Source organism: Streptomyces sp. NPDC015125 (genome assembly GCF_043080045.1).
GTDB lineage: Bacteria > Actinomycetota > Actinomycetes > Streptomycetales > Streptomycetaceae > Streptomyces.
In genome coordinates, this window is sequence record NZ_JBIBVF010000027.1 from 114,109 (window position 1) to 135,208 (window position 21,100).

At 69.6% G+C, this 21,100-nt stretch carries 17 protein-coding genes, 1 tRNA gene and 1 pseudogene; 4 read left to right on the top strand and 15 right to left on the bottom strand.

Going from position 1 to position 21,100, the window contains the following annotated elements; all coding sequences use genetic code 11:
• Positions 1-3: 3 nt before the first annotated feature.
• From ACF088_RS36550 to ACF088_RS36575, 6 genes are all read right to left on the bottom strand, one after another.
• Complete coding sequence (locus ACF088_RS36550; protein WP_392380234.1) at positions 4-1,143, bottom strand: hypothetical protein; 1,140 nt, start codon at positions 1,141-1,143, stop codon at positions 4-6.
• A gap of 149 nt (positions 1,144-1,292) precedes the next feature.
• Entirely contained in the window at positions 1,293-2,519 is a 1,227-nt protein-coding gene (locus ACF088_RS36555) for a putative T7SS-secreted protein (RefSeq protein WP_392380236.1), read from the bottom strand.
• Between the two features lie 65 nt (positions 2,520-2,584).
• Entirely contained in the window at positions 2,585-2,875 is a 291-nt protein-coding gene (locus ACF088_RS36560) for a WXG100 family type VII secretion target (RefSeq protein WP_392380237.1), read from the bottom strand.
• A gap of 282 nt (positions 2,876-3,157) precedes the next feature.
• Positions 3,158-3,796, bottom strand: a complete 639-nt coding sequence (locus ACF088_RS36565; RefSeq protein ID WP_392380238.1) for a hypothetical protein — start codon at positions 3,794-3,796, stop codon at positions 3,158-3,160.
• Positions 3,797-4,057: 261 nt separating this feature from the next.
• Positions 4,058-4,741: a TetR family transcriptional regulator gene (locus ACF088_RS36570; protein ID WP_392380239.1), complete on the bottom strand. Its 684-nt coding sequence runs from the start codon at positions 4,739-4,741 to the stop codon at positions 4,058-4,060.
• 22 nt (positions 4,742-4,763) lie between these two features.
• Positions 4,764-5,777 (bottom strand): acyl-CoA desaturase, encoded by a 1,014-nt coding sequence (locus ACF088_RS36575; protein WP_392380240.1) that lies wholly within the window; start codon positions 5,775-5,777, stop codon positions 4,764-4,766.
• Between the two features lie 343 nt (positions 5,778-6,120).
• Between ACF088_RS36575 and ppc the strand changes: the two genes are divergently transcribed.
• Positions 6,121-8,844 carry a phosphoenolpyruvate carboxylase gene (ppc, locus tag ACF088_RS36580; protein WP_392380263.1) on the top strand — a complete coding sequence of 908 codons (2,724 nt, stop codon included), beginning with the start codon at positions 6,121-6,123 and terminating at the stop codon, positions 8,842-8,844.
• A 68-nt stretch (positions 8,845-8,912) separates the two neighbouring features.
• Here the strand turns inward: ppc and ACF088_RS36585 are convergent, their stop codons facing one another.
• The 7 genes from ACF088_RS36585 to ACF088_RS36615 all read right to left on the bottom strand — a co-directional run bounded on the left by ACF088_RS36585 (position 8,913) and on the right by ACF088_RS36615 (position 14,643).
• Complete coding sequence (locus ACF088_RS36585; protein ID WP_392380241.1) at positions 8,913-9,437, bottom strand: hypothetical protein; 525 nt, start codon at positions 9,435-9,437, stop codon at positions 8,913-8,915.
• A 79-nt stretch (positions 9,438-9,516) separates the two neighbouring features.
• Positions 9,517-10,104 carry an aminoacyl-tRNA hydrolase gene (pth, locus tag ACF088_RS36590; protein ID WP_392380242.1) on the bottom strand — a complete coding sequence of 196 codons (588 nt, stop codon included), beginning with the start codon at positions 10,102-10,104 and terminating at the stop codon, positions 9,517-9,519.
• 144 nt (positions 10,105-10,248) lie between these two features.
• Positions 10,249-10,842, bottom strand: coding sequence for a 50S ribosomal protein L25/general stress protein Ctc (locus tag ACF088_RS36595; RefSeq protein ID WP_392380244.1), 594 nt, complete (start codon positions 10,840-10,842; stop codon positions 10,249-10,251).
• A gap of 207 nt (positions 10,843-11,049) precedes the next feature.
• Complete coding sequence (locus ACF088_RS36600) at positions 11,050-12,024, bottom strand: ribose-phosphate diphosphokinase (protein WP_006605140.1); 975 nt, start codon at positions 12,022-12,024, stop codon at positions 11,050-11,052.
• Positions 12,025-12,097: 73 nt separating this feature from the next.
• A complete protein-coding gene (gene glmU / locus ACF088_RS36605) occupies positions 12,098-13,555 on the bottom strand; it encodes a bifunctional UDP-N-acetylglucosamine diphosphorylase/glucosamine-1-phosphate N-acetyltransferase GlmU (RefSeq protein WP_392380247.1) in 1,458 nt (485 codons plus the stop codon).
• A 132-nt stretch (positions 13,556-13,687) separates the two neighbouring features.
• Positions 13,688-13,759 (bottom strand) — tRNA-Gln (locus ACF088_RS36610).
• 29 nt (positions 13,760-13,788) lie between these two features.
• A complete protein-coding gene (locus ACF088_RS36615; protein WP_392380248.1) occupies positions 13,789-14,643 on the bottom strand; it encodes a hypothetical protein in 855 nt (284 codons plus the stop codon).
• Positions 14,644-14,799: 156 nt separating this feature from the next.
• On the opposite strand from ACF088_RS36615, the gene ACF088_RS36620 reads away from it, so the two are divergent.
• On the top strand, positions 14,800-16,284 hold the full coding sequence (locus ACF088_RS36620; protein ID WP_392380249.1) for a sensor histidine kinase: 1,485 nt from the start codon (positions 14,800-14,802) through the stop codon (positions 16,282-16,284).
• Between the two features lie 559 nt (positions 16,285-16,843).
• Here ACF088_RS36620 and ACF088_RS36625 read toward each other — a convergent pair.
• Together ACF088_RS36625 and ACF088_RS36630 are read right to left on the bottom strand one after the other, a co-directional pair.
• Positions 16,844-17,398 carry an SUKH-3 domain-containing protein gene (locus tag ACF088_RS36625; protein WP_392380250.1) on the bottom strand — a complete coding sequence of 185 codons (555 nt, stop codon included), beginning with the start codon at positions 17,396-17,398 and terminating at the stop codon, positions 16,844-16,846.
• A gap of 8 nt (positions 17,399-17,406) precedes the next feature.
• Positions 17,407-17,946 carry a YwqJ-related putative deaminase gene (locus ACF088_RS36630; protein WP_392380251.1) on the bottom strand — a complete coding sequence of 180 codons (540 nt, stop codon included), beginning with the start codon at positions 17,944-17,946 and terminating at the stop codon, positions 17,407-17,409.
• Between the two features lie 321 nt (positions 17,947-18,267).
• Here ACF088_RS36630 and ACF088_RS36635 point away from each other — a divergent pair, with 321 nt between their 5' ends.
• Both ACF088_RS36635 and ACF088_RS36640 read left to right on the top strand, forming a co-directional pair.
• Positions 18,268-19,275, top strand: a complete 1,008-nt coding sequence (locus tag ACF088_RS36635; RefSeq protein WP_392380252.1) for an SMI1/KNR4 family protein — start codon at positions 18,268-18,270, stop codon at positions 19,273-19,275.
• Between the two features lie 8 nt (positions 19,276-19,283).
• Positions 19,284-21,100 (top strand): annotated as a pseudogene (locus ACF088_RS36640) (hypothetical protein); the annotation flags it as partial.

Here is a 21,100-nt window from a genome sequence, read left to right on the forward strand (position 1 = left end):
CTCTTAGCCGAACAGGGAATCGGCAGGGGCGGAGGCACGAGTGCATGGAGAGGTCACCTCGGCCGCGATTCGACGTGCAGATATATCGATGGAGACGGTGAAGGAGTGGCCCACCCGCTCCCCGGCGGTATCGATTTCCCACCCGCGTACGGTGTTACCGGTGTCGGTCGTCTCCGATTCCCAGCCGTTGGTGGACGAGGTCGCTGTCACCCGTGACAGGGCACCGGGGAGATCGTCGGCCGACGGGAGATCGATATGCCAATGGTGCATGGCGATGCACGGAGTGCGTAGGCCCTTGGTCCAGCAATCCTGGCAGGTGGTGGTGCCGACGGGTTCCTGCCCGCCCATGCGCCCGCGCAAGGCTATGGCGTCGAGCAGCCTGCTGGAGTGCCAGTACAAGCCCTTTTTGACGGACTCATCCGGCTCGGCGACGGCCGACGCACCGGCCGAGACTCCGCCCTGCATGGCGCGATAGTCCTCAACTTCCTGGTCCGTCCCCCAGTCGACAGTGTTGAGGATTTCGCCGAAGACTTCGGCATGCAGACCCCAGTCCTCGCTCGCTTGCGAACTGAGTTCGAAGACCAGTATTTCCGCGGTACCGGGCAGCGGGATATAGGCCTGCATCTGCGTGAGGACAACCGGCAGCTCATTACCGGATGCCGACCACTCCGCACTGATGACGAACCTGGAGGTGCCGATACGGGTGAGGGCAGGTCCGCACGTCAACTCCACGGCCTGGCAGTCGTCGTCCGGGTACTTCCGCTCCAGGAGCTCGCGCGTCGTGCGCAGCAGCTCGGCCTCGTCCTCACTGTCGTGCTCCATCTGACTGACCACGATGGTCGACAGACTCGGCCGTCCCTCCACTTCGAGCGGGCAGAGGCCGGCATAGATGACATTGGCTGCCGCCATGGGTTCCAACTGCGCTGAGAGGCCCAGTGCGAAGCGGTACTGGTACTCCGGAGGGTGATGTGGCAGGAGTTCCGTGACCAGTGCGTACAACTGATCGGCCGCTGCTTCGTCATCCACGGCATTCACGGGAAGTTCGTGGAGGAAGGGTGGCATGATCCAGCCGATGCGCAGTCCGGACGCTCTCTGCTGCAGGGACGGCGTGCCCGCCGTCGCGTCCCCGGCGTCATTCGACATGGTTCGATCCTTTCGCTGTTCCCGCGGCCGGCTTGTGCGCCGCTCGGCCGGCCGAACCAGAAAAGGGCTCGCGTCGACCCTGCGTCGCGCGACCCGTGATGGCCGCGCGAGCGCTCTGTCTCACTTCTGCGTTCAGTGTCGACCCGGAGCTATTTCTCTCCCGAATGACCGGAGAACTGCTTTTCGGCACCATGAATGAAGGACCCCGCCTTGATGGGCAACTGGATTCCGGCCTCCACAGCGGTCGGTACCTTCCCCTCCGGGAATTTGCCCTTCAGGAGAAAGTTGATGCCCTTCTGGCTGAGGGGGGACCGCACCCCTTCGTAGACCTTGTCGCCGAGCTTGTATCCCCTCGTCAGGCCCTGGGCCCCGGCGGCCACCTTTCCCAGCCCACCGGCCCCGGCTATGCTCGCGGCGCGTGTGCCGATTTTGGCGCCCGCGAACGCAGACTTCGCGACGCCGCCGACACCCGGGATCACCCCGAGCGCGTCGAGCCCGATCTTCCACCCCGGGGTGCCGTTGCCTCGCGCATTGCCGATCCAGTGGCCTGCCATCGCGCCGGCGGCGCAGACCGCCGAGGCGCCGGCGAGCACGGCACCCACCGCCGTTCCGGCAACCGGAATGAACTCGCAGGCGAGCGCGGCCGCGGCCAGGCCTGACGAGATGGTGGACAGCAGGTCCGCGTGGTCGACCAGCCAGTCCGTGAAGGCCCGGAAGCCGGCCTTCAGGCCGTCGATCGCCTTGTTCCACCAGTGGAGGTCCGGCGGGTGGTTCTCCGAGGCCTTGAGAATCGCGCGCTCGGCCTCGCCGGCGCGGTCCTTCCACTGGGCGTAGATGCGCTCGGCCTCGCGGACGAGGTCGTCCAGCTTGTCCTGGGAGTTGTCGACCTTGTGCGTGGCCGTGTCGATGTCGGTGATGAGCTTCTTGAACCCGGGGTCCTCCGCATCCACGGTCGCCAGGTTGAGGTCGTCGTACCGCTTTTTCAGCCGGTCGTAATGCTCTCGGTTGGCCGTCACGTCCTTGCGGGTCGCCGCGGCCTCCGTCTCGATCTTTTCGGCCTTGTGCTGGAATCCCTGCAGATGGGTGTGCCAGCCCCGCAAAGCCTTTGCGCAGTCGTGCATGGATTCGCTGCCCTGGTGAAGGTACTTGGGCAGTTCGCCGAGCTTCTTCGCGAAGTTCTGCGCCGCTTCACCTTCCCATGCGCCGTCGCTCTTACCGATCGACTTGAGCATATGGTCGAGTTCGTCGAGCTCGTCACCAACGGACTTCACATCCGAAGCGAGTGCCTGGATCTGGTCCAGATCTCCCTTGGCCGGATTGAACTTGACGCCGGGCCAGGCCGAGTCGTCTTCGATGAATATGCTGCGCCAGGACATGCGTCTCCCCGTGTGAGCAAACTTTTCTTCGGTATCGCGTAGAGCCGATCAGGCTGCGCCGGTGGCTACTTCTTGCCCATCATCTTGGCGTTCTCTTCTTCGCCTGCCTTATAGGCGTCCAGCGTCAGCTTGAGCTTCTCGTGGATCTCCTTCGCGGCACCCGAGATCCGCTTGATGCCGTCACCCCACTGATCCTGGAACTCGTCACAGGCATCGTCGAGGCCATCGGTGCCCAGAGTCTTCGGGCCCACCTTGTTGAGCCGGTGCTGCGCATCTCGCATGCGGTCGTCCGCATCCGCGAGCTTCTTGAGCATCGCCTGGATGCGCTCGACATCGATTTTGAAGTCTGTCGCCACGGCGCGATTCCCCCATCGCTCAGCTATTTCTTGGGTGCGACGATCCCGGATCGGCACATTTACTCACCGTATCGTGACCGCCCGACGGGGTGAAAGCGCAGGGTTAAGGGAGGGGCAATGTGCAGCGAGGTGGCATGGCAAAGATGCATGAAGAAATAAACTGTAGGGTATGCCGGATATGTCACCAGATATCGAATGCCTGCATGGGGCTGCACGATGGCACTCCGTGAAAAGCTGCATGGCGGCACTCCGTGAAACGGAGAGCGGTGCCCGGCCCCGGCGCTACGCGCCGTACAGGGCGGCCTGCGCATAGAGGAGGTGCACATTCAGCAGTCCGGGATCTGCGCGGTAGCGGCCGGTGTTGAAGTCGAGGGCGGCCTTCTTCGGTCCGCCGCCGGTCCGCAGGTGCCAGCGGGCACGGTAGGGCTTGCTCCACAGTGAACGGCCCGGATGCAGGTCACCGTTGAAGAGGTGGATCAGCGCCAGAATGGCCCAGAACGGCGAGATGGCCCAATAGGCGATCCAGCCGCGGATATTTCCCTTGTAGGCGATCGCGCTGCATTGGCTGACCGCGTCCTCGATGCGCCAGGCCTGGCGGATTCCCAGCGGGGAACGCTCGTGGACGATCCGGCCGATGAGGTGGCCGGTTCCGTCGTGCACCGCATACGCGTTCTGCGAGCCGGCGGCGCCGGCCTCGGGGGCGACGGTGCACAGGGTGTGGGCGGGCTCTGCCGCCGCGGTGAGGGCGAAGGCCGCATCGTGGCCGTCACTGCCGCCCTGGCGATGAACCCGGGCCAGCGGTGATTCGGCGGCAATCCGCCCATTTCCCGTTTGGAGCGCCCCCCATGCCTCGTGCCCGGGAAGCGCGGTGAATTGCTGCGCGAAATCTGCCCGGGAAAGGCAGAACGTTATCTCGGTCATGCGGTTTGCTGCTCCTGTTCGGGCTCGCCTCGCCTCGCCCCGCAAAGGTCTCACCCTCGCGTACCCGGATGACCGTCCGGTGGCTCCTGGTGAGGCGCGATACACGTCGACGGCCGACCAGTGTGTCAGATGAGGATCACCAGGTGGGTGGCCATGGAGCCCTCGCCGTTGAGGCGTCACCGCTGGGTCAGCACAGCTGAGGCGTCGCCATGGGCCATGGAGACGCCCCGCCCCCGAGCCCCGCCACCCCGCTCCCGCCCCTCAGTTCTTCCGATGCCCTATCAACCGAGGCTTCGCCTCCAGGTTGCCCAGGCCGTGCCAGGCCAGATTCACCAGGTGCGCCGCCACCTCGGCCTTCTTCGGCTTGCGGGTGTCCACCCACCACTGGCCGGTCAGCGCGACCATGCCGACCAGGGCCTGCGCATAGAGCGGGGCCAGTTTCGGGTCAAAGCCGCGGGCCTTGAATTCCAGGCCCAGGATGTCCTCGACCTGGGTGGCGATATCGCTGATGAGGGAGGCGAAGGTGCCCGTGGACTGGGCCACCGGGGAATCGCGGACCAGGATGCGGAAGCCGTCGGTGAAGGTCTCGATGTAATCGAGCAGCGCGAACGCCGCCTGTTCGAGGAGTTCGCGGGGGTGGCCGGCGGTCAGTGCGCCGGTCACCATGTCCAGCAGCTGTCGCATCTCGCGGTCCACGACCACCGCGTACAGGCCTTCCTTGCCTCCGAAGTGCTCGTAGACCACCGGCTTGGAGACCCCGGCCTTCGCCGCGATCTCCTCCACCGAAGTGCCCTCGTAGCCCCGCTCGGCAAAGAGCGTGCGACCGATGTCCAGCAGCTGCTCCCGGCGCTCCGCACCGGTCATCCGGACCCGGCGGGCCCGCCGCGTGCCCGCGGCCGGGGAGGGCTTGCCCTTGCTGTTGCTCGTGCTGTTGTCGATCGCCACCCGTCAATCATGCCTTCCCCGCCTACCGCCGGGACGTACCCCCGGCGGCCGGCTCCGCGCGTCGGGCATCGATACGGGACGCGTCCGGCCACCGGACGTCATACGCCCAGCCCGCCTTCTCGAACCAGCGGATCAGCCGGGCGCTGGAGTCCAGCTGCCCCTTCATCACCCCGTGCCGGGCACAGGTGGGGTCCGCGTGGTGCAGGTTGTGCCAGGACTCACCGCAGGACAGCACGGCCAGCCACCACACGTTGCCCGAGCGGTCGCGGGACTTGAACGGGCGCTTGCCCACCGCATGGCAGATGGAGTTGATCGACCATGTGACGTGGTGCAGGAGCGCGACGCGGACCAGGGAACCCCAGAAGAAGGCGGTCAGCGCACCCTGCCAGGACCAGGTCACCAGACCGCCCACCAGCGGCGGGACCAGCAGCGACACCGTCGTCCACAGGACGAACTGGCGGGAGACCGTACGGATCGCATCGTCCCTGATCAGGTCCGGTGCGTACTTCTGCTGCGGCGTCTGCTCCTCGTCGAACATCCAGCCGATGTGCGCCCACCACAGGCCCTTCATCAGGGCCGGCACCGTCTCGCCGAAGCGCCACGGGGAGTGCGGGTCGCCCTCCGCGTCGGAGAACTTGTGATGCCTGCGGTGGTCCGCCACCCAGCGGACCAGCGGCCCCTCGACAGCGAGCGAGCCCATGATCGCGAGCGCGATCCGCAGCGGCCGCTTCGCCTTGAACGAGCCATGCGTGAAGTAGCGGTGGAAGCCGATCGTGATGCCGTGGCAGCCGATGTAGTACATCGCCACCATCAGCCCCAGATCCAGCCAGCTCACCCCCCAGCCCCAGGCCAGCGGGACCGCGGCGACCAGCGCCACGAACGGGACGGTGATGAAGAGCAGCAGCGTGATCTGTTCGACGGACCGGCGCTGCTCGCCACCCAGCGTCGCGGACGGTGACGTGGCGGTAGTGGCCGGACCGGCGGATGAACCGGCAGGAATCGGGGGATCTTCTACGGCTTCGGAACGAGCGGTCATGGTGTCCCTCGTCGGGGGGCTCGGGGGCACGGCTACGGCTACGGGACCGTAACCTACGGTCTCGTAAGTATGGCAGTGCCGCCGCGACGGGCAAGGCCGTGACAGGCGCCACACCTACCCCCTGTGACGCATCTGCCCACCCAGCGGACGGTGTGATCTGCTGACGCTGGGCAGACCTATCCTGGGGACGTCGGACAGCGCGGTCCGCAACCCGCCCGCATCAGACCTGCCCACCCGTCGCCCGCCGGCACCTCTCCCATGAGCCGCGGTGCGACGCCCCTGATCGCTGCAAGGAGCCGCACCTGTGAGCAGTGCCGACAACACTCCAGCCGAGATCGCGCCCATCGAGAGCCTCGACCCCGGCCCGAGCGACAACATCGCCCTGCGCGCCGACATCCGCCGCCTCGGCGACCTCCTCGGCGAAACCCTCGTCCGGCAGGAAGGCTCAGAGCTCCTCGACCTCGTCGAGCGGGTACGCGCCCTGACCCGCTCCGACGGCGAAGCCGCAGCCCGGCTCCTGGGCGACACCGACCTGGCCACCGCCGCCAAGCTGGTGCGCGCCTTCTCCACGTACTTCCACCTCGCCAACGTCACCGAGCAGGTGCACCGCGGCCGTGAGCTGGGCGCCAAGCGCGCCGCCGAGGGCGGCATCCTCGCCCGCACCGCCGACATGCTCAAGGACGCCGACCCCGAGCACCTGAAGGCGACCGCCCGCAACCTCGGTGTGCGCCCCGTGTTCACCGCGCACCCCACCGAGGCCGCCCGGCGCTCCGTCCTCACCAAGCTCCGCAAGGTCGCCGAGCTGCTGGACAGCACGGACTCCGAGCGCCGCCGCGCCGACCTCCGCCTCGCCGAGAACATCGACCTCATCTGGCAGACCGACGAGCTGCGCGTCGCCCGCCCGGAGCCCACCGACGAGGCCCGCAACGCCATCTACTACCTCGACGAGCTGGGCCGCGGCGCCGTCGGCGACGTCCTCGAAGACCTCGCCGCCGAGCTGGAGCGGGCCGGCACCGAGCTGCCCGCCGGCACCCGCCCGCTCACCTTCGGCACCTGGATCGGCGGCGACCGCGACGGCAACCCCAACGTCACCCCGCAGGTCACCTGGGACGTGCTGCTCCTCCAGCACGAGCACGGCATCACCGACGCCCTGGAGCACGTCGACGAACTCCGCGGCGCGCTGTCCAACTCCATCCGCAACTGCGGCGCCACCGACGAACTGCTGGAATCCCTCCAGCACGACCTCGGCCTCCTCCCCGAGATCAGCCCCCGCTACAAGCGGCTGAACAGCGAGGAGCCCTACCGCCTCAAGGCCACCTGCATCCGCCAGAAGCTCGTCAACACCCGCGACCGCCTGGCCGGCGACACCCCCCACGTCCCCGGCCGCGACTACCTCGGCACCGCGGAGCTCCTCGACGACCTGGCCCTCATCCAGACCTCGCTGCGCGCCCACCGCGGCGGCCTGGTCGCCGACGGCCGCCTGGAGCGCACCCTGCGCACCATCGCCGCCTTCGGCCTGCAGCTCGCCACCATGGACGTCCGTGAGCACGCCGACGCCCACCACCACGCCCTCGGCCAGCTCTTCGACCGCCTCGGCGAAGAATCCTGGCGCTATGTGGACATGCCGCGCGACTACCGCCGCAAGCTGCTCGCCAAGGAACTGCGCTCCCGCCGCCCGCTGGCCCCCACCCCGGCCCCGCTCGACGAGGCCGGCGCCAAGACCCTCGGCGTCTTCCGCACCATCCTCAAGGCCAAGGAGACCTTCGGCCCCGAGGTCGTCGAGTCCTACATCATCTCCATGTGCCAGGGCTCCGACGACGTCTTCGCGGCCACCGTCCTCGCCCGCGAGGCGGGACTGATCGACCTGCACGCCGGCTGGGCCAAGATCGGCATCGTGCCGCTCCTGGAGACCACCGACGAGCTGAAGATCGCCGACCAGCTTCTCGACGAGATGCTCGCCGACCCCTCCTACCGGCGCCTGGTCGCCCTGCGCGGCGACGTCCAGGAGGTCATGCTCGGCTACTCCGACTCCTCCAAGTTCGGCGGCATCACCACCTCCCAGTGGGAGATCCACCGCGCCCAGCGCCTGCTGCGCGACGTCGCCCACCGCCACGGCGTCCGGCTGCGCCTCTTCCACGGCCGCGGCGGCACCGTCGGCCGCGGCGGCGGCCCCTCCCACGACGCGATCCTCGCCCAGCCCTACGGCACCCTCGAAGGCGAGATCAAGGTCACCGAACAGGGCGAGGTCATCTCCGACAAGTACCTGGTGCCGTCGCTGGCCCGGGAGAACCTGGAACTGACGGTCGCCGCCACGCTCCAGGCCTCCGCCCTGCACACCGCCCCCCGGCAGTCCGACGAGGCCCTGGCCCGCTGGGACGCCGCCATGGAAACCGTCTCCGAGGCGGCCCACGGCTCCTACCGCAGCCTGGTCGAGGACCCCGACCTGCCCGCGTACTTCTTCGCCTCCACCCCCGTCGACCAGCTCGCCGAGCTCCACCTCGGCTCGCGCCCCTCGCGCCGCCCCGACTCCGGCGCCGGCCTCGACGGACTGCGCGCCATCCCGTGGGTGTTCGGCTGGACCCAGTCCCGCCAGATCGTCCCCGGCTGGTTCGGCGTCGGCACCGGCCTCAAGGCCGCCCGCGAGGCCGGACTCGACAGCGTCCTGGACGAGATGCACGAGCACTGGCACTTCTTCCGCAACTTCCTGTCCAACGTCACCATGACGCTGGCCAAGACCGACCTGCGGATCGCCCAGCACTACGTCGACACCCTCGTGCCCGACGAGCTCAAGCACGTCTTCGACGTCATCAAGGCCGAACACGAACTCACCGTCGCCGAGGTCCTGCGCGTCACCGGGGAGAAGACCCTCCTCGACTCCAACCCGGTCCTCAAGCAGACCTTCCACATCCGCGACGCCTACCTCGACCCGATCTCCTACCTCCAGGTCTCGCTGCTGGACCGCCAGCGCACCGCCGCCGAGCGCGGCGAGGAGCCGGACCCGGTCCTCGCCCGTGCCCTGCTGCTCACCGTCAACGGCGTCGCCGCCGGACTGCGCAACACCGGCTGACACCACCGGGCACACACGACGGCGGCCCGTCCCTCCCACCGGAGGGACGGGCCGCCGTCATGCATGCCCTACAGCGCAGCGAACGCCGCGCCCAACAACACCGCCCCCAACAAACCCATCACCCACGCCGTACGCCGCAGCCGCATCCCCCCGGCCACCACCAGCGCCGCCAGCAGCAACGACCCCGCGAACGGCACCCACGCATGCAGGATCCCGCCCGCCCCGGTCCGCACCGCACGCGCCGTCCCCGGCTCGACCGTCACCTCGACCCGCTCGCCCTTGCCCCCCGCCGCCGCCTGAGCGATCGTCACCCTCGACCGCGGCCGGCCATCGCCCCCCGTCGGCACATACGAGCCGGTGCACCGCTCCGCCTCACACGCCGACACCGTCATCATCCCGCGCTCCCGCGCCTTGACGAGCATCGCGTACTGCGCCGTGTGCCACGACGTCCACACCCCCGCCACCAGCAGGAGCAACGCCAGCAGACCCATCACCCCGGTCCTGGCCAGCAGCAGCGCCCCATAGGCGCTCTCACCGGCCCGCCGGGTACGACTACGTCTGACCGCACTGGTGCGCGTACTGCTTCTGGGCATGGCGGCGATCCTTGGCCATAACCCGCACCCGGTCAACCTCGGACAACGGTTCGTCAGAGCCTGACCCGCGCTGTCCCATTCAGGAGTTGTACGTACTCTGCGCCCGTTCCAGACCGTCCACGATCAGCGTCTCCACCGCATCCGCCGCACGGTCCACGAAATAATCCAGCTCGCGCCGCTCCGCCGAAGAGAAATCCTTCAGCACAAAATCCGCCACCTGCATACGACCCGGCGGACGCCCGATCCCGAACCGCACCCGGTGATACTCCGCACCCAGCGACTTCGTCATCGACTTCAAACCGTTGTGACCGTTGTCACCGCCACCCAGCTTCAGCCGCAACGCACCGTAATCGATATCCAACTCATCATGAATCGCAATGATGTTGCCGACCGGCACCTTGTAGAAATCCCGCAACCCCGTCGTCGGCCCACCCGACAGATTCATGAAAGACAACGGCTTCGCCACCACGACCCGACGACTCGACGGACCCGGCGCCCCACAACGCCCCTCCACCACCTGCGCCCGCGCCTTGTGCGCCTTGAAACGGCCCCCCATCCGCTCCGCCAGCAAATCCGCCACCATGAACCCCACATTGTGGCGATTACGCGCATACTCCGGGCCCGGGTTACCCAGCCCCACCACCAGCCACGGATCAGCGTCCGCCATCTCAGCCACTCCCACATCCGCCGGCAACTCCGCACCGGCCCCGACCGCAACTGCCCATGAAACAGCCCAACCGCCACCCCACGCCCCAAGGCGCGCGGCAGCGGCTGGACCACTCGCTGAGAAACCGCCTCAGCGAAAAACGACTCAGGCCTCGGAGCCTTCGCCCTCACCCTCGGCGGCCTCCTCGGCCGGAGCCTCGGCCTGCGCCGCGACAACCTGCAGCACGACCGCGTCGTCCTCGACGGACAGCGAGGAACCCTTCGGCAGGGCAATGTCCTTGGCCAGCACCGAAGAGCCCGCCTCCAGGCCCTCGACGGACACCGTGACCGACTCCGGGATGTGGGTGGCCTCGGCCTCGATCGGCAGCGCGTTCAGCACGTGCTCCAGGACGTGCTGGCCCGGGGCCAGGTCGCCCTCGACGTGGATCGGGATCTCGACGGAGACCTTCTCGCCCTTCTTCACGGCCAGGAAGTCCACGTGCACCAGGAACTGGCGGATCGCCTCACGCTGCACAGCCTTGGGGATGACCAGCTCGCTCTTGCCGTCGAAGTCCAGACGGATCAGGGCGTTCGGCGTCTTCAGCGCCATCATCAGCGCGTGGTTGTGGATCGCCACGTGCTGGGGGTCCTCGCCGTGACCGTAAATCACCGCGGGAACCAGGTCGGCGCGGCGCGCACGGCGGGCGGCACCCTTACCGAAGTCGGTACGAACCTGGGCGGTGAGCTTGACCTCAGCCATAACAGCACTCCTCGTATCGCAGAAAACCTCTGGTGGGCGTTACCCGGCCCACGACAGACCTGCTACGAAGAGCGCGTCGATAACGGACAGCCACCACAAAAGGGCGGCCTCCCTCGCCGAGCAACTCGATGAGTCTACCCGGCCGGAAGGCCGCCCCAAAGTCGATCAGCCCCGGACTACCTCACAGGCCCGCCCGGAACCTTCAGCTCACTGCTCCTCGAAGAGGCTCGTCACCGAGCCGTCCTCGAACACCTCACGGAGTGCGCGGGCGATCGTCGGCGCCATCGACAGCACCGTGATCTTGTCCAGCTCCAGCTCCGAAGGCGTCGGCAGCGTATTCGTGAACACGAACTCGCTCACCTTCGAATTCTTCAGCCGGTCCGCCGCCGGACCCGACAGCACACCGTGCGTCGCCGTCACGATCACATCCGACGCACCATTCGCGAACAGCGCATCCGCCGCCGCACAGATCGTGCCACCGGTGTCGATCATGTCGTCGACCAGGACACACACCCGGTCCTTCACATCGCCGACGACCTCGTGCACGGTGACCTGGTTCGCCACGTCCTTGTCACGCCGCTTGTGGACGATCGCCAGCGGCGCACCCAGACGGTCACACCAGCGGTCCGCGACCCGCACCCGGCCGGCGTCCGGCGACACCACCGTCAGCTTGTCCCGGTCCACCTTCGCGCCCACATAGTCCGCAAGGACCGGCAGCGCAAAAAGATGATCCACAGGACCGTCGAAGAAGCCCATGATCTGGTCCGTGTGCAGATCCACGGTCACCACACGGTCCGCACCCGCGGTCTTCATCAAATCCGCGATCAGCCGCGCCGAAATCGGCTCACGGCCACGGTGCTTCTTGTCCTGCCGCGCATAGCCATAGAACGGCACGACCACCGTGATGCTTCGCGCCGAAGCCCGCTTCAGCGCATCAATCATGATGAGCTGCTCCATGATCCACTTATTGATCGGAGCCGTGTGGCTCTGAATCAAAAAGCAGTCCGCGCCACGCGCCGACTCCTGATAGCGGACGTAGATCTCACCATTGGCGAAGTCGAATGCCTTGGTCGGGACCAGGCCCACACCCAGCTGGTGCGCGACCTCCTCGGCAAGCTCGGGGTGGGCGCGGCCGGAGAAGAGCATCAGCTTCTTCTCGCCGGTCGTCTTGATCCCGGTCACAGCAAATCTCCTCGAATCACAGTTTGCGTGCGCTCAACAAAGGTACGCCCCGCACGGCGCACCCCTTGCACGATCACCGCTCGCCCTCGGCATCCTGGCGAGCGGTCGAAGCCGCCTGCGCGGCGGCGCTTCCGGGCCGCTTCCGCGCGACCCAACCCTCGATATTCCGCTGCTGGCCACGCGCGACCGCCAGCGAACCCGGGGGCACATCCTTGGTGATGACCGAGCCCGCCGCCGTATAAGCGCCGTCCCCGACCGTGACCGGAGCCACAAACATGTTGTCCGACCCCGTCTTGCAATGCGACCCGATCGTGGTGTGGTGCTTCGCCTCACCGTCGTAGTTCACAAAGACGCTCGCCGCACCGATATTGGTGAACTCACCGATCGTCGCATCTCCCACATACGAAAGATGCGGCACCTTCGTGCCCTCGCCGATCGACGCGTTCTTCATCTCCACATACGTGCCGGCCTTCGACTTCGGGCCCAGATCCGTCCCCGGCCGCAGATACGCATAAGGACCGACACTCGCACCCGCACCGATCCGCGCACCCTCGGCCACCGTGAACGACGCCACCGCGCCCGCACCCACCGACGTGTCCGCCAACCGGGAATGCGGACCCACCTCGGCACCGGTGGCGATATGGCTGGCACCCAGCAGCTCCGTACCCGGGTGAACCGTCGCATCCGGCTCGAACGTCACCGACACATCCACCCACGTCGACGCCGGATCCACCACCGTCACACCGGCCAGCATCGCCCGCTCCAGCAGCCGGTCGTTCAGCAGCCGCCGCGCCTGCGCCAGCTGCACCCGGTTGTTGATCCCCAGAATCTCCCGGTGATCGGCGGACACCGCCGCACCGACCCGGTGCCCGGCCTCCCGCACGATCCCCAGCACATCGGTGAGGTACTCCTCGCCCTGGCTGTTGTCCGTACGGACCTTGCCGAGCGCATCCACCAGGAGCTGCGCGTCAAAGGCGAAGACCCCCGAGTTGATCTCCCGGATCGCGCGCTGGCCTGCGGTGGCGTCCTTGTGCTCGACGATCGCGGTCACCGCGCCGGTACCCGCCTCGCGCACGATGCGCCCGTAGCCGGTGGAGTCCGGGACCTCGGCGGACAGGACGGTCACGGCATTGCCGTCCGCCGCATGCGTATCGCCGAGCAGCCGCAGGGTATCGCCGGTCAGCAGCGGAGTGTCGCCACAGACGACGATGACGGTGCCGTCGAGGGCGACACCGCCGTTGCTCAGCTCTTCCAGGGCGGTACGGACCGCATGGCCGGTGCCCTTCTGCTCGTGCTGCACGGCGGTGCGGACGGCGGGGTCGACCTCGGCCAGATGCGCCTGCACCTGCTCACGGGCATGGCCGACGACCACGACGAGATGCTCGGGATCCAGCTCTCGGGAGGCGGCGACGACATGTCCGACGAGGGAGCGGCCGCAGAGGGCGTGCAGGACCTTGGGGGTCGCCGACTTCATGCGGGTGCCCTCACCCGCTGCGAGAACGACGACGGCTGCCGGGCGGTTGGCGCTCACGGGGATGCCCTTCGGCTTCTTGGCTACTTCGGGTGGTGGTCACCCGAAGGATACCGGTGCGTATAGCAGCCGAAACGCGGGCGGGTCCCGACTTGGTGGTCAGGACCCGGAAATTGCCCGTTCGATAAGGGGCTCCCCCGAGAGGACTCGAACCTCTAATGGTCGGACCAAAACCGACAGTGTTGCCCATTACACCACGGGGGATAGTAAAGAGGATCAAACCGGACATTCCGTCAGGCTGATCGCTCAGCACCCAACACTATGCCGTACCACCAGCCTTCGATGCGACGGTATAGCTCCGCGCTTTGTGAAACATGGATCATCAGGCAGCCGTGGTAGTTCTCCCCGACGTTCTTGCGGACCGTCTTGGGGCGGTGTCTCTTGAGCGTGGTCTTGCCGAAGGCCGACGGGTCGGCACCTGTGATGTCGGCCCAGAAGCGTTCCGCGGCCCCTGTGTCGGCCGACTCGTGGATGTGCACATAGAACCGCAGTCGCTCATTGTTCACGCCCAGCAGGCGGAGCCATGCGAGGTAGACCCGGATCATGTCGGGGTCGCTGTTGATGAAGATGGCGCGTTCGCTGAGACGGTAGGGCTTGCTCTTGCCGCCCTCCGACCAGTACAGGCCGACGCCGATCAGGAACAGCTCCCGGTCGGTGAGCGCGCCGATCTCGCGCGTCGCGGCCTGTTTCGTCCGCTGCCGCTCCTCGTCGCGACGTTTGAGTGTGGCCTCCCAGCCGCGTCGGGCGATGGCCGAGGCCTCTTCGGGGGTGCGGGGTGGCGGTTTCGGCAGATCTCGTACCCACAGCGAGATCGAACTCTTCGAGCAGCCCAGCTCGACCTGGATCTCGTCGTAGGTCCTGCCCTCCTTCCGCAGTGCTCGGGCCCGCTCGCGGAGGTCGTCCTTGGCGTTCGGGCGGCGGGTCCAGTCGGGGGCGGGTTCGCCTTCGAGGAGGCGGTTGAGGATGTCGTTGTTGTGGATGTGGAGGCGGTCGCGGATCTGGCGGCGGCTGAGGCCGGCGCGGCGCAGGGCGACGGCCTGAGGGCGTAACGCCTCGTAGTCGGGGTGGTTCCGATGAGTGTTCGGCATGGGAACAGAGTGCCGTGGCCACGCGTGCGGAAGGGACGGAAATGTGGGTGATTCAACAGTTCGAGGGATAACCAGTGGTAAGGGCTGGTAATGGGCCTGGTCTATGACCTGTAACGGGGCGGGGGATCGAGGGCGGGCGCCCGTAGGCTGGGCGGTATGACCGCGACGGGGGCAAGTGAAGGTGTGGGCGCGCGGGGTGCGCCGGTGGACGGGCCATGGTGGTGGGCCCGGCGGCGGAGTGCGGTGCTGGATGTGTTTCTGGCGGCGGCTTCTGCGGTGGAGTGTGCGTGGGAGGGCACCAATTTCGCGCACGAGGCGCAGGTGCCCGGGCTGCTGGGGATCATGCTCGGCCTGCTGGCGGGGCCGGTGCTGCTGGTGCGTCGTCGGTGGCCCGTGGTGGTGGTGCTCGCTTCGATCGCGGTGATGCCTGCGGAGATGGGCGGGCTGCTGAGCGTGGTGGGGCTGTACACGCTGGCTGCGTCGGATGTGCCGCGGCGGATCACGGCCCTGTTGGCGGGCATGACGGTGGCGGGGACGTTGGTGACGACGTTCCTCAGCCTGCGGGAGGACGTCGCGGCACAGCAGGAATTCCATCCGCCGATGTGGTTCGTGCCGTTGATAGCGCTGGCGGTGGGGCTGGTGCTGACGGCGCCGCCGGTGCTGTGGGGGCTGTATATCGCGGCCCGGCGGCGGCTGGTGGAGAGCTTGCGGGAGCGGGCGGACGGTCTGGAGCGTGAGCTGTCGCTGCTGGCGGACCGGGCCGAGGAGCGGGCCGAGTGGGCCCGTAACGAGGAGCGGACCCGGATCGCGCGGGAGATGCACGATGTGGTCGCGCACCGGGTGAGTCTGATGGTGGTGCATGCGGCCGCCCTGCAGGCGGTGGCGCTGAAGGACCCGGAGAAGGCCTCGAAGAACGCGGGGCTGGTGGGCGACATGGGGCGCCAGGCGCTGACGGAGCTGCGGGAGATGCTCGGGGTGTTGCGTACGGCCGAGGGGGCGGCGGGGCGTGGCGCTGCGGCGTCGGGTGCGCCGGAGCGGCTGGCGGCGGTGGCGTCGCAGGCGGGGGCGAAGGCGACGGTGCAGGCGCGGGCGTCCGAGCCGTCCGTGGACGGGGCGTCGTCGGCGTTGGCCGGTGGCTCCGGTTCCGGGGTGGCGGCGTCGCCGGGGCCCGAGGCGGGGGACGCGGATTCCGAGGGGCCGTGCCTGTCGGAGCTGGCGGATCTGGTGGGCCAGTCCCGGGCGGCCGGGATGGTGGTCGAGCTGATGGTGGACGGGTCTGCGGAGGAGGGGTTCGCGGAGGAGCGGGCGTCTGCCGTGGCCGGGCGCCGGTATGCGGCGCGGGTGGAGCGGACCGTGTACCGCGTGGTGCAGGAAGCGCTCACCAATGTGCACAAGCATGCGCCGGGTGCGCGGGCGCGGGTGCGGTTGGCGCACCGGGACGGCGAGCTCGCCGTGCAGGTGGAGAACGGCCCCTGCGACGGCGGCGCGGCCGATGCGGGTCTGCCGAGCGGCGGCAATGGCCTGGTGGGGATGCGGGAGCGGGTGACGGCGCTCGGCGGCGTGTTCGTCTCGGGCCCGACGGAGGCGGGCGGTTTTCGGGTCTCGGCGGTGCTCCCGGCCGCAAGGCCGGCCACCGGCTGAGAAGCCGCCTTCGGCGGGGTTGGTTGTTTGGGGTGGGGCCCCGGGTTTGTGGTGGGTGGCAGGTTCGGGGCCTCCGGGGTGGGTTGTCGGACTGCTTCGCTTTACGCTCCGCTGCGCTCCGCCTTTGCTCCTTATTCGGACCTTGGAAGCAAAGCCCGAACACCCACCCCTCCGGCCCCGCCCCCTCCCGACGGTTGGGAAACCCCACCCCGGTGGGGGTGAAGGAAAAGACCAAAGACCCAAGCATCGGCTACGCCACGACGCGGCCGAGCTTCTGGTTTTTGAATCCTTCACCCCCACCGGGCGGGGGTCGCGTTCCCGGGCGGGAGGTGGTGGGCCGGAGGGGGTGGGTGTGCGGACGTAAAGCGAAGCAGTCCGCACACCCACCCCCGGAGGCCCGCCACCGGCACCCACCACGAACAGCAAGCGACCCCCGCCCAAACCACACCCACCCCGCCGGAGGCGAAAGGCGGCCCCCGCCCAACCCCCACCCCCGCCGGAGGCGAAAGGTGAGCCCGCGCCCAAACACGTCCGCCCGCCGGAGGCGAATGGCGAGACGTCAGCCGTAAGACGCGAAGCCGAGGCGGCTCGGCCGTGTCCCCAGCACCAGTGTCCCGAGGGCGCTGTCGAGGTCGGGTCCCAGGTACCAGTCGCCGGTGTGGTCGAGGCTGTAGACGCGGCCTTCGGTGTCGATGGCGAGGGTGGCCTGGCCGTAGGTGGTGCCGTCGGTGGTGAGTTCTTCGCGGCCGAGGGGGGCCACGTCGGTTTCCAGTGCACGGCCGAGGTCGCCGAGGGTGCGGGCGAGGTGGAGGCCGTGCAGGGGGTTGATGGCGAACGGGGTGGGGGCGATGTGGCGCCCGGGGCCGGGGCCGGTGATGTGCAGGTCGCCGAATTCGGCCCAGGCTTCGACGGCGGCGGGGAAGACGGTGTGGCGGTGGCCGGCGGGGGAGGTGTGGGCGCGGAGGGTGTCGGCCCAGTGTTCGGCCTGCTGTATGTCCCAGCGGCCGGGTTGCCAGCCGGCTTCCTGGAGGGCGACGTCGACGGCGGCGGGGAAGCGGGTCGAGTCGGCGAGGTCGTGGGCGGGGGTGCGGGGGCCGGGGGTGGTGGGCGGCATGGTGGCGGTCAGCTTCCTGTGGGCGTGGTGCCGCTGATGGGCATGACGCCGAAGTGGGCGAGGAGGGCGTCGCAGGAGCGGCAGGGCGGGGCGTAGCTGCCGTGCTGCGGGTCGCCGTCCTCGCGGATGTGGCGTGCGGTGATCTTGGAGTGTTTCAGGGAGCGGCGGGCTTCGCCATTGGTGAGGGGTTTGCGGGAGGCGCGTTTGCCGCGGTTGCCCTCGACGGCGGTGAGGTGACGGGAGAGCAGGACGGCTTCGGGGCAGCGTCCGGTGAACCGTTCGCGCTGTGCGGTGGCGAGGGCGTCGAGGAAGTCCTGGACCAGCGGGTGCAGGGCGGGGGGCTGTTCGGCCTTGCTCGCGGTGCACGTGAGGGTTTGTCCGCGTACGGACAGGGCGGCGCCGATGGTGGGGAGGATGCCGTCGCGGCGGTGGTGGAGGGCGGGCGCGCGATGGGCGTCCGTGGTGCCGCTCCAGCCGATGCGTGGGTCGCCGGCGGCGGTGCGGGGGTCGCCGGCGGCTGAGTTGTGGTGGCGTGCAGTGGTGCTCATGGTGGTGCTTTCCCTCCCCGAATCCCCGTGGTACTGGGGGTCTCCCCGCCAATGGTGGGGGAGGGTCAGCCTGCCAAATGTGCTGGGCGTTGCGGTAGTCGGGCGGCCTGTCGGCGATGTCACGGTGAACTGACGGGGCGTCGGGCGCGGCGGAACGGGGCTGGTGGGCGGGGTGGTGCGCGGGGGGCTCGGGGGTGGTGTGGCGGTGGGTGACGCCGGTGTGTCGCGGGGCTGACGTGTGGGGGCAGGCGGGCGGGGGCGGGTGTTGCGGTACGGCATAGGCTGTGCCCCAAAGCCAGCTTCAGCCAGGGGGCAACCGCGATGACGACAGGTCGGCAAGGGCTGGGGGCACTCCCCGGCCCCCAGGTGGCGGGAGGTACCGCCCCACCGAATGCGGCCTATGCCGGACAGGTCGTGCATTTTCCGGACCCGGTCCGCGCCACGCGGTACCCCGCCGGGGTGCGGATGGACGCCCGCGGTGTCCCGGAGTTCTCGCCGTATGCGCGCGCCGCGGCGGAGATCGCCGAGCCGCCGGAGGGTTTCGGCGTCGACGAGCTGCGGCTGACGGACTATGTGTCGGCGAATGCGGCGCTGCACGCGCAGGGGCACGAGCTGTGGATAGATGTGCCGGCGGTGGCGACGCCGCACGGCTGGACCTGGCATCACGTGGCCGGTACCCGGCGGATGGAGCTGATCCCGGTCGAGGTGAAGGCGCTGTTGCGCCATCACGGCGGGCTGGCGACGGCCGCGGTGGCGCACGACCGGCGCGGTACCCGGCCGCTGCAGGAGACCCGGCCGGTGCATTTCGGGCTGCCGCACCGCGATCTGTCGGTGGGTGAGGAGCAGGTGGCGCAGGCCGAGGAGGCGCTGGGCTATCGGCTGCCGGGCGCCTACCGGTCGTTCCTGAAGGCCGCGGGCGGCTGCGCTCCGGTGGGCGCGGCGCTGGATGCGGAGTTGGGGCTGCTGGTCGACCAGCCGTTCTTCACGGTGCGCGATGACGCGGCGGTCAACGATCTGATCTATGTGAACAAGTGTCTGCGGGACCACTTCACCAAGGACTATCTGGGTGTGGCGTTCGTACAGGGCGGTGTGGTCGCGGTGAAGGTGCGCGGCGAGGCGCTCGGTTCGGTGTGGTTCTGCCCGTACGACGATGCGCGGGATCAGGACGGCTGGACGGTGCAGGAGCGGGTGGAGCGGCTGCTGTTGCCGTGCGGCGCGGATTTCGATGACTTTCTGCAGCGGCTGGTGGGCAATCCGCCGGAGCTGGACACCGTGGCGAACCTGATGGTCGACGGCGGTTTTGCGTACGCGGTTGCGGTGGGGGGCTGAGCACGGTGGTGACGTTCGCGCAGGCGCAGGAGCGCGCGGAGCTGTGGGTGAACGGTGACGTCCCGGCGCCGCTGCATCGTGAGGTGCGGGTGCGGGAGTTCGATCTGGGCTTTGTGGCCTGGGCCGAGGACCGGGAGGGTGGCCCGTCGACGGATGGCGGCCGGGCCCGGATGGTGATCACGCGGGACAGCGGGGAGACGACGCTGTGGCCGGGGCTGCCGGTGGGTGAGGTCATCCGGCGTTACGAGGAGGCGTACGGCGCCCCTGCGGACGGCGGGTACGGCGCGGCCGAGGCGCCGCCGCAGCGGATCGATCTGGAGGCCACGTCGTTTCTGCTGACGCCGCCGGAGTGGCTGCAGCAGGCGGCGGACACGATCGGCGGGTCGGGCCGGCGGGGGGCCGGGAGTACGGGTGCCGGCCCCGCGGGTTCCGGAAGCACGGGTGCCGGGGGCATGGGTGCCGCGGGAGCTGCGGGTGCAGCGCCGGCGGCTTCCCCGGCGGCTTCTTCCGCGGCTTCTCCGTTCGCTGCGCCCGCGCCCGCTGCCGCGCCGCCGGGCTCGGACGCCTGGGCGGGGGTGAGCGTCAACGGCACCGAGGGTGCGCCCGCCCGCGCAGGTGAGGAGGCGGCCGCGGCTGCCGGGGCGCCGACGCCGTGGGCCGGGGCGGACACGACCGCCGGCGCGGGGGGCGAGGACCGTTCGGTGGGGCTGCCCGCGACGGTCTTCGCGCCGCCGCTGGCCGGTTTCGACGAGGAGGACGACGCCCCGCAGGCGCCCCGCGCCCGGCCGGAGGCCAAGACCGAACTGCTGCACGGCGGCAGTCAGTTGCCGCGTACGCAGGTGGCGCCCGCGCTGAATCTGCCGGACGAGGCCGGCATCGGCGGCGTCCCCTTGCCGCCGCCGATGCCGGCTGCGCCGCCCGCCGCTGCGGGGCTGCCGGATCTGCCGCCGCCGTCCGGCCCGCCGGTCGCCGACGTACCGCCGCCGCCGGGTGCCGCTGCGCCCGGTGCCGGTGCGCCCGCCGCGGCCGGGCCCGGTGTGCCCGGTCCCGGGACGCCGCCCGCGCCGTCCGCGGGTGGCACCGGTGGCGGTGGGGTGCATGCCGCGGCGACGATGCTGGCCGATGGTTCGTCGCTGCCCGGTAACGCCGCCGCGGGCCCGCCGCCTCCCGGCGTGCCCGGTCCCCCGGGCGCGGGCCGTGGCGGTGCATCGCAGGAGCCGGCGCAGGCCGCCCCGCCCGCTACGGGCCCGGCCGGCGGCTATGTGCCGACGCAGATGGTCTCGCAGCTGGATGCGGCGGAGCTGGATCTCAGTGCGGTGGACGGGACGGGCGGTACGGGTGCGGCCGATGGTTCCGATGGAGCCGGTGCTTCCGGCTCCGGTGGCACGGCGTCCCCCGCCGCGGGTGGCACCGGTGGCGGTGGGGTGCATGCCGCGGCGACGATGCTCGCCGATGGTGCGTCCCTGCAGGCCGGTCTCGCGGGGGCCAACGGGCCGGGCGCCCACGGTCCCGGCGGCGGTCCCGGCGGCCCCGGTGTGCCGCCGCCCGCGCCTCCCGGCCCGCCCGGTGCGCCCAAGCCGCCCGGTCCCCCCGGTGCGCCCAAGCCTCCCGGCCCGCCCGGCAGGCCCACCGCGTCCGCGGGCGGCCGGGGCTCCGGCAGCCCCGACGGTCCGCCTCCGCCTCCGCCCCCGCCCTCCGCACCACCCGCCGCGGGTGGCACCGGTGGTGGCGGGGTGCATGCCGCGGCGACGATGCTCGCCGATGGTGCGTCCCTGCAGGCCGGTCTCGCGGGGGCCAACGGGCCGGGCGCCCACGGTCCCGGCGG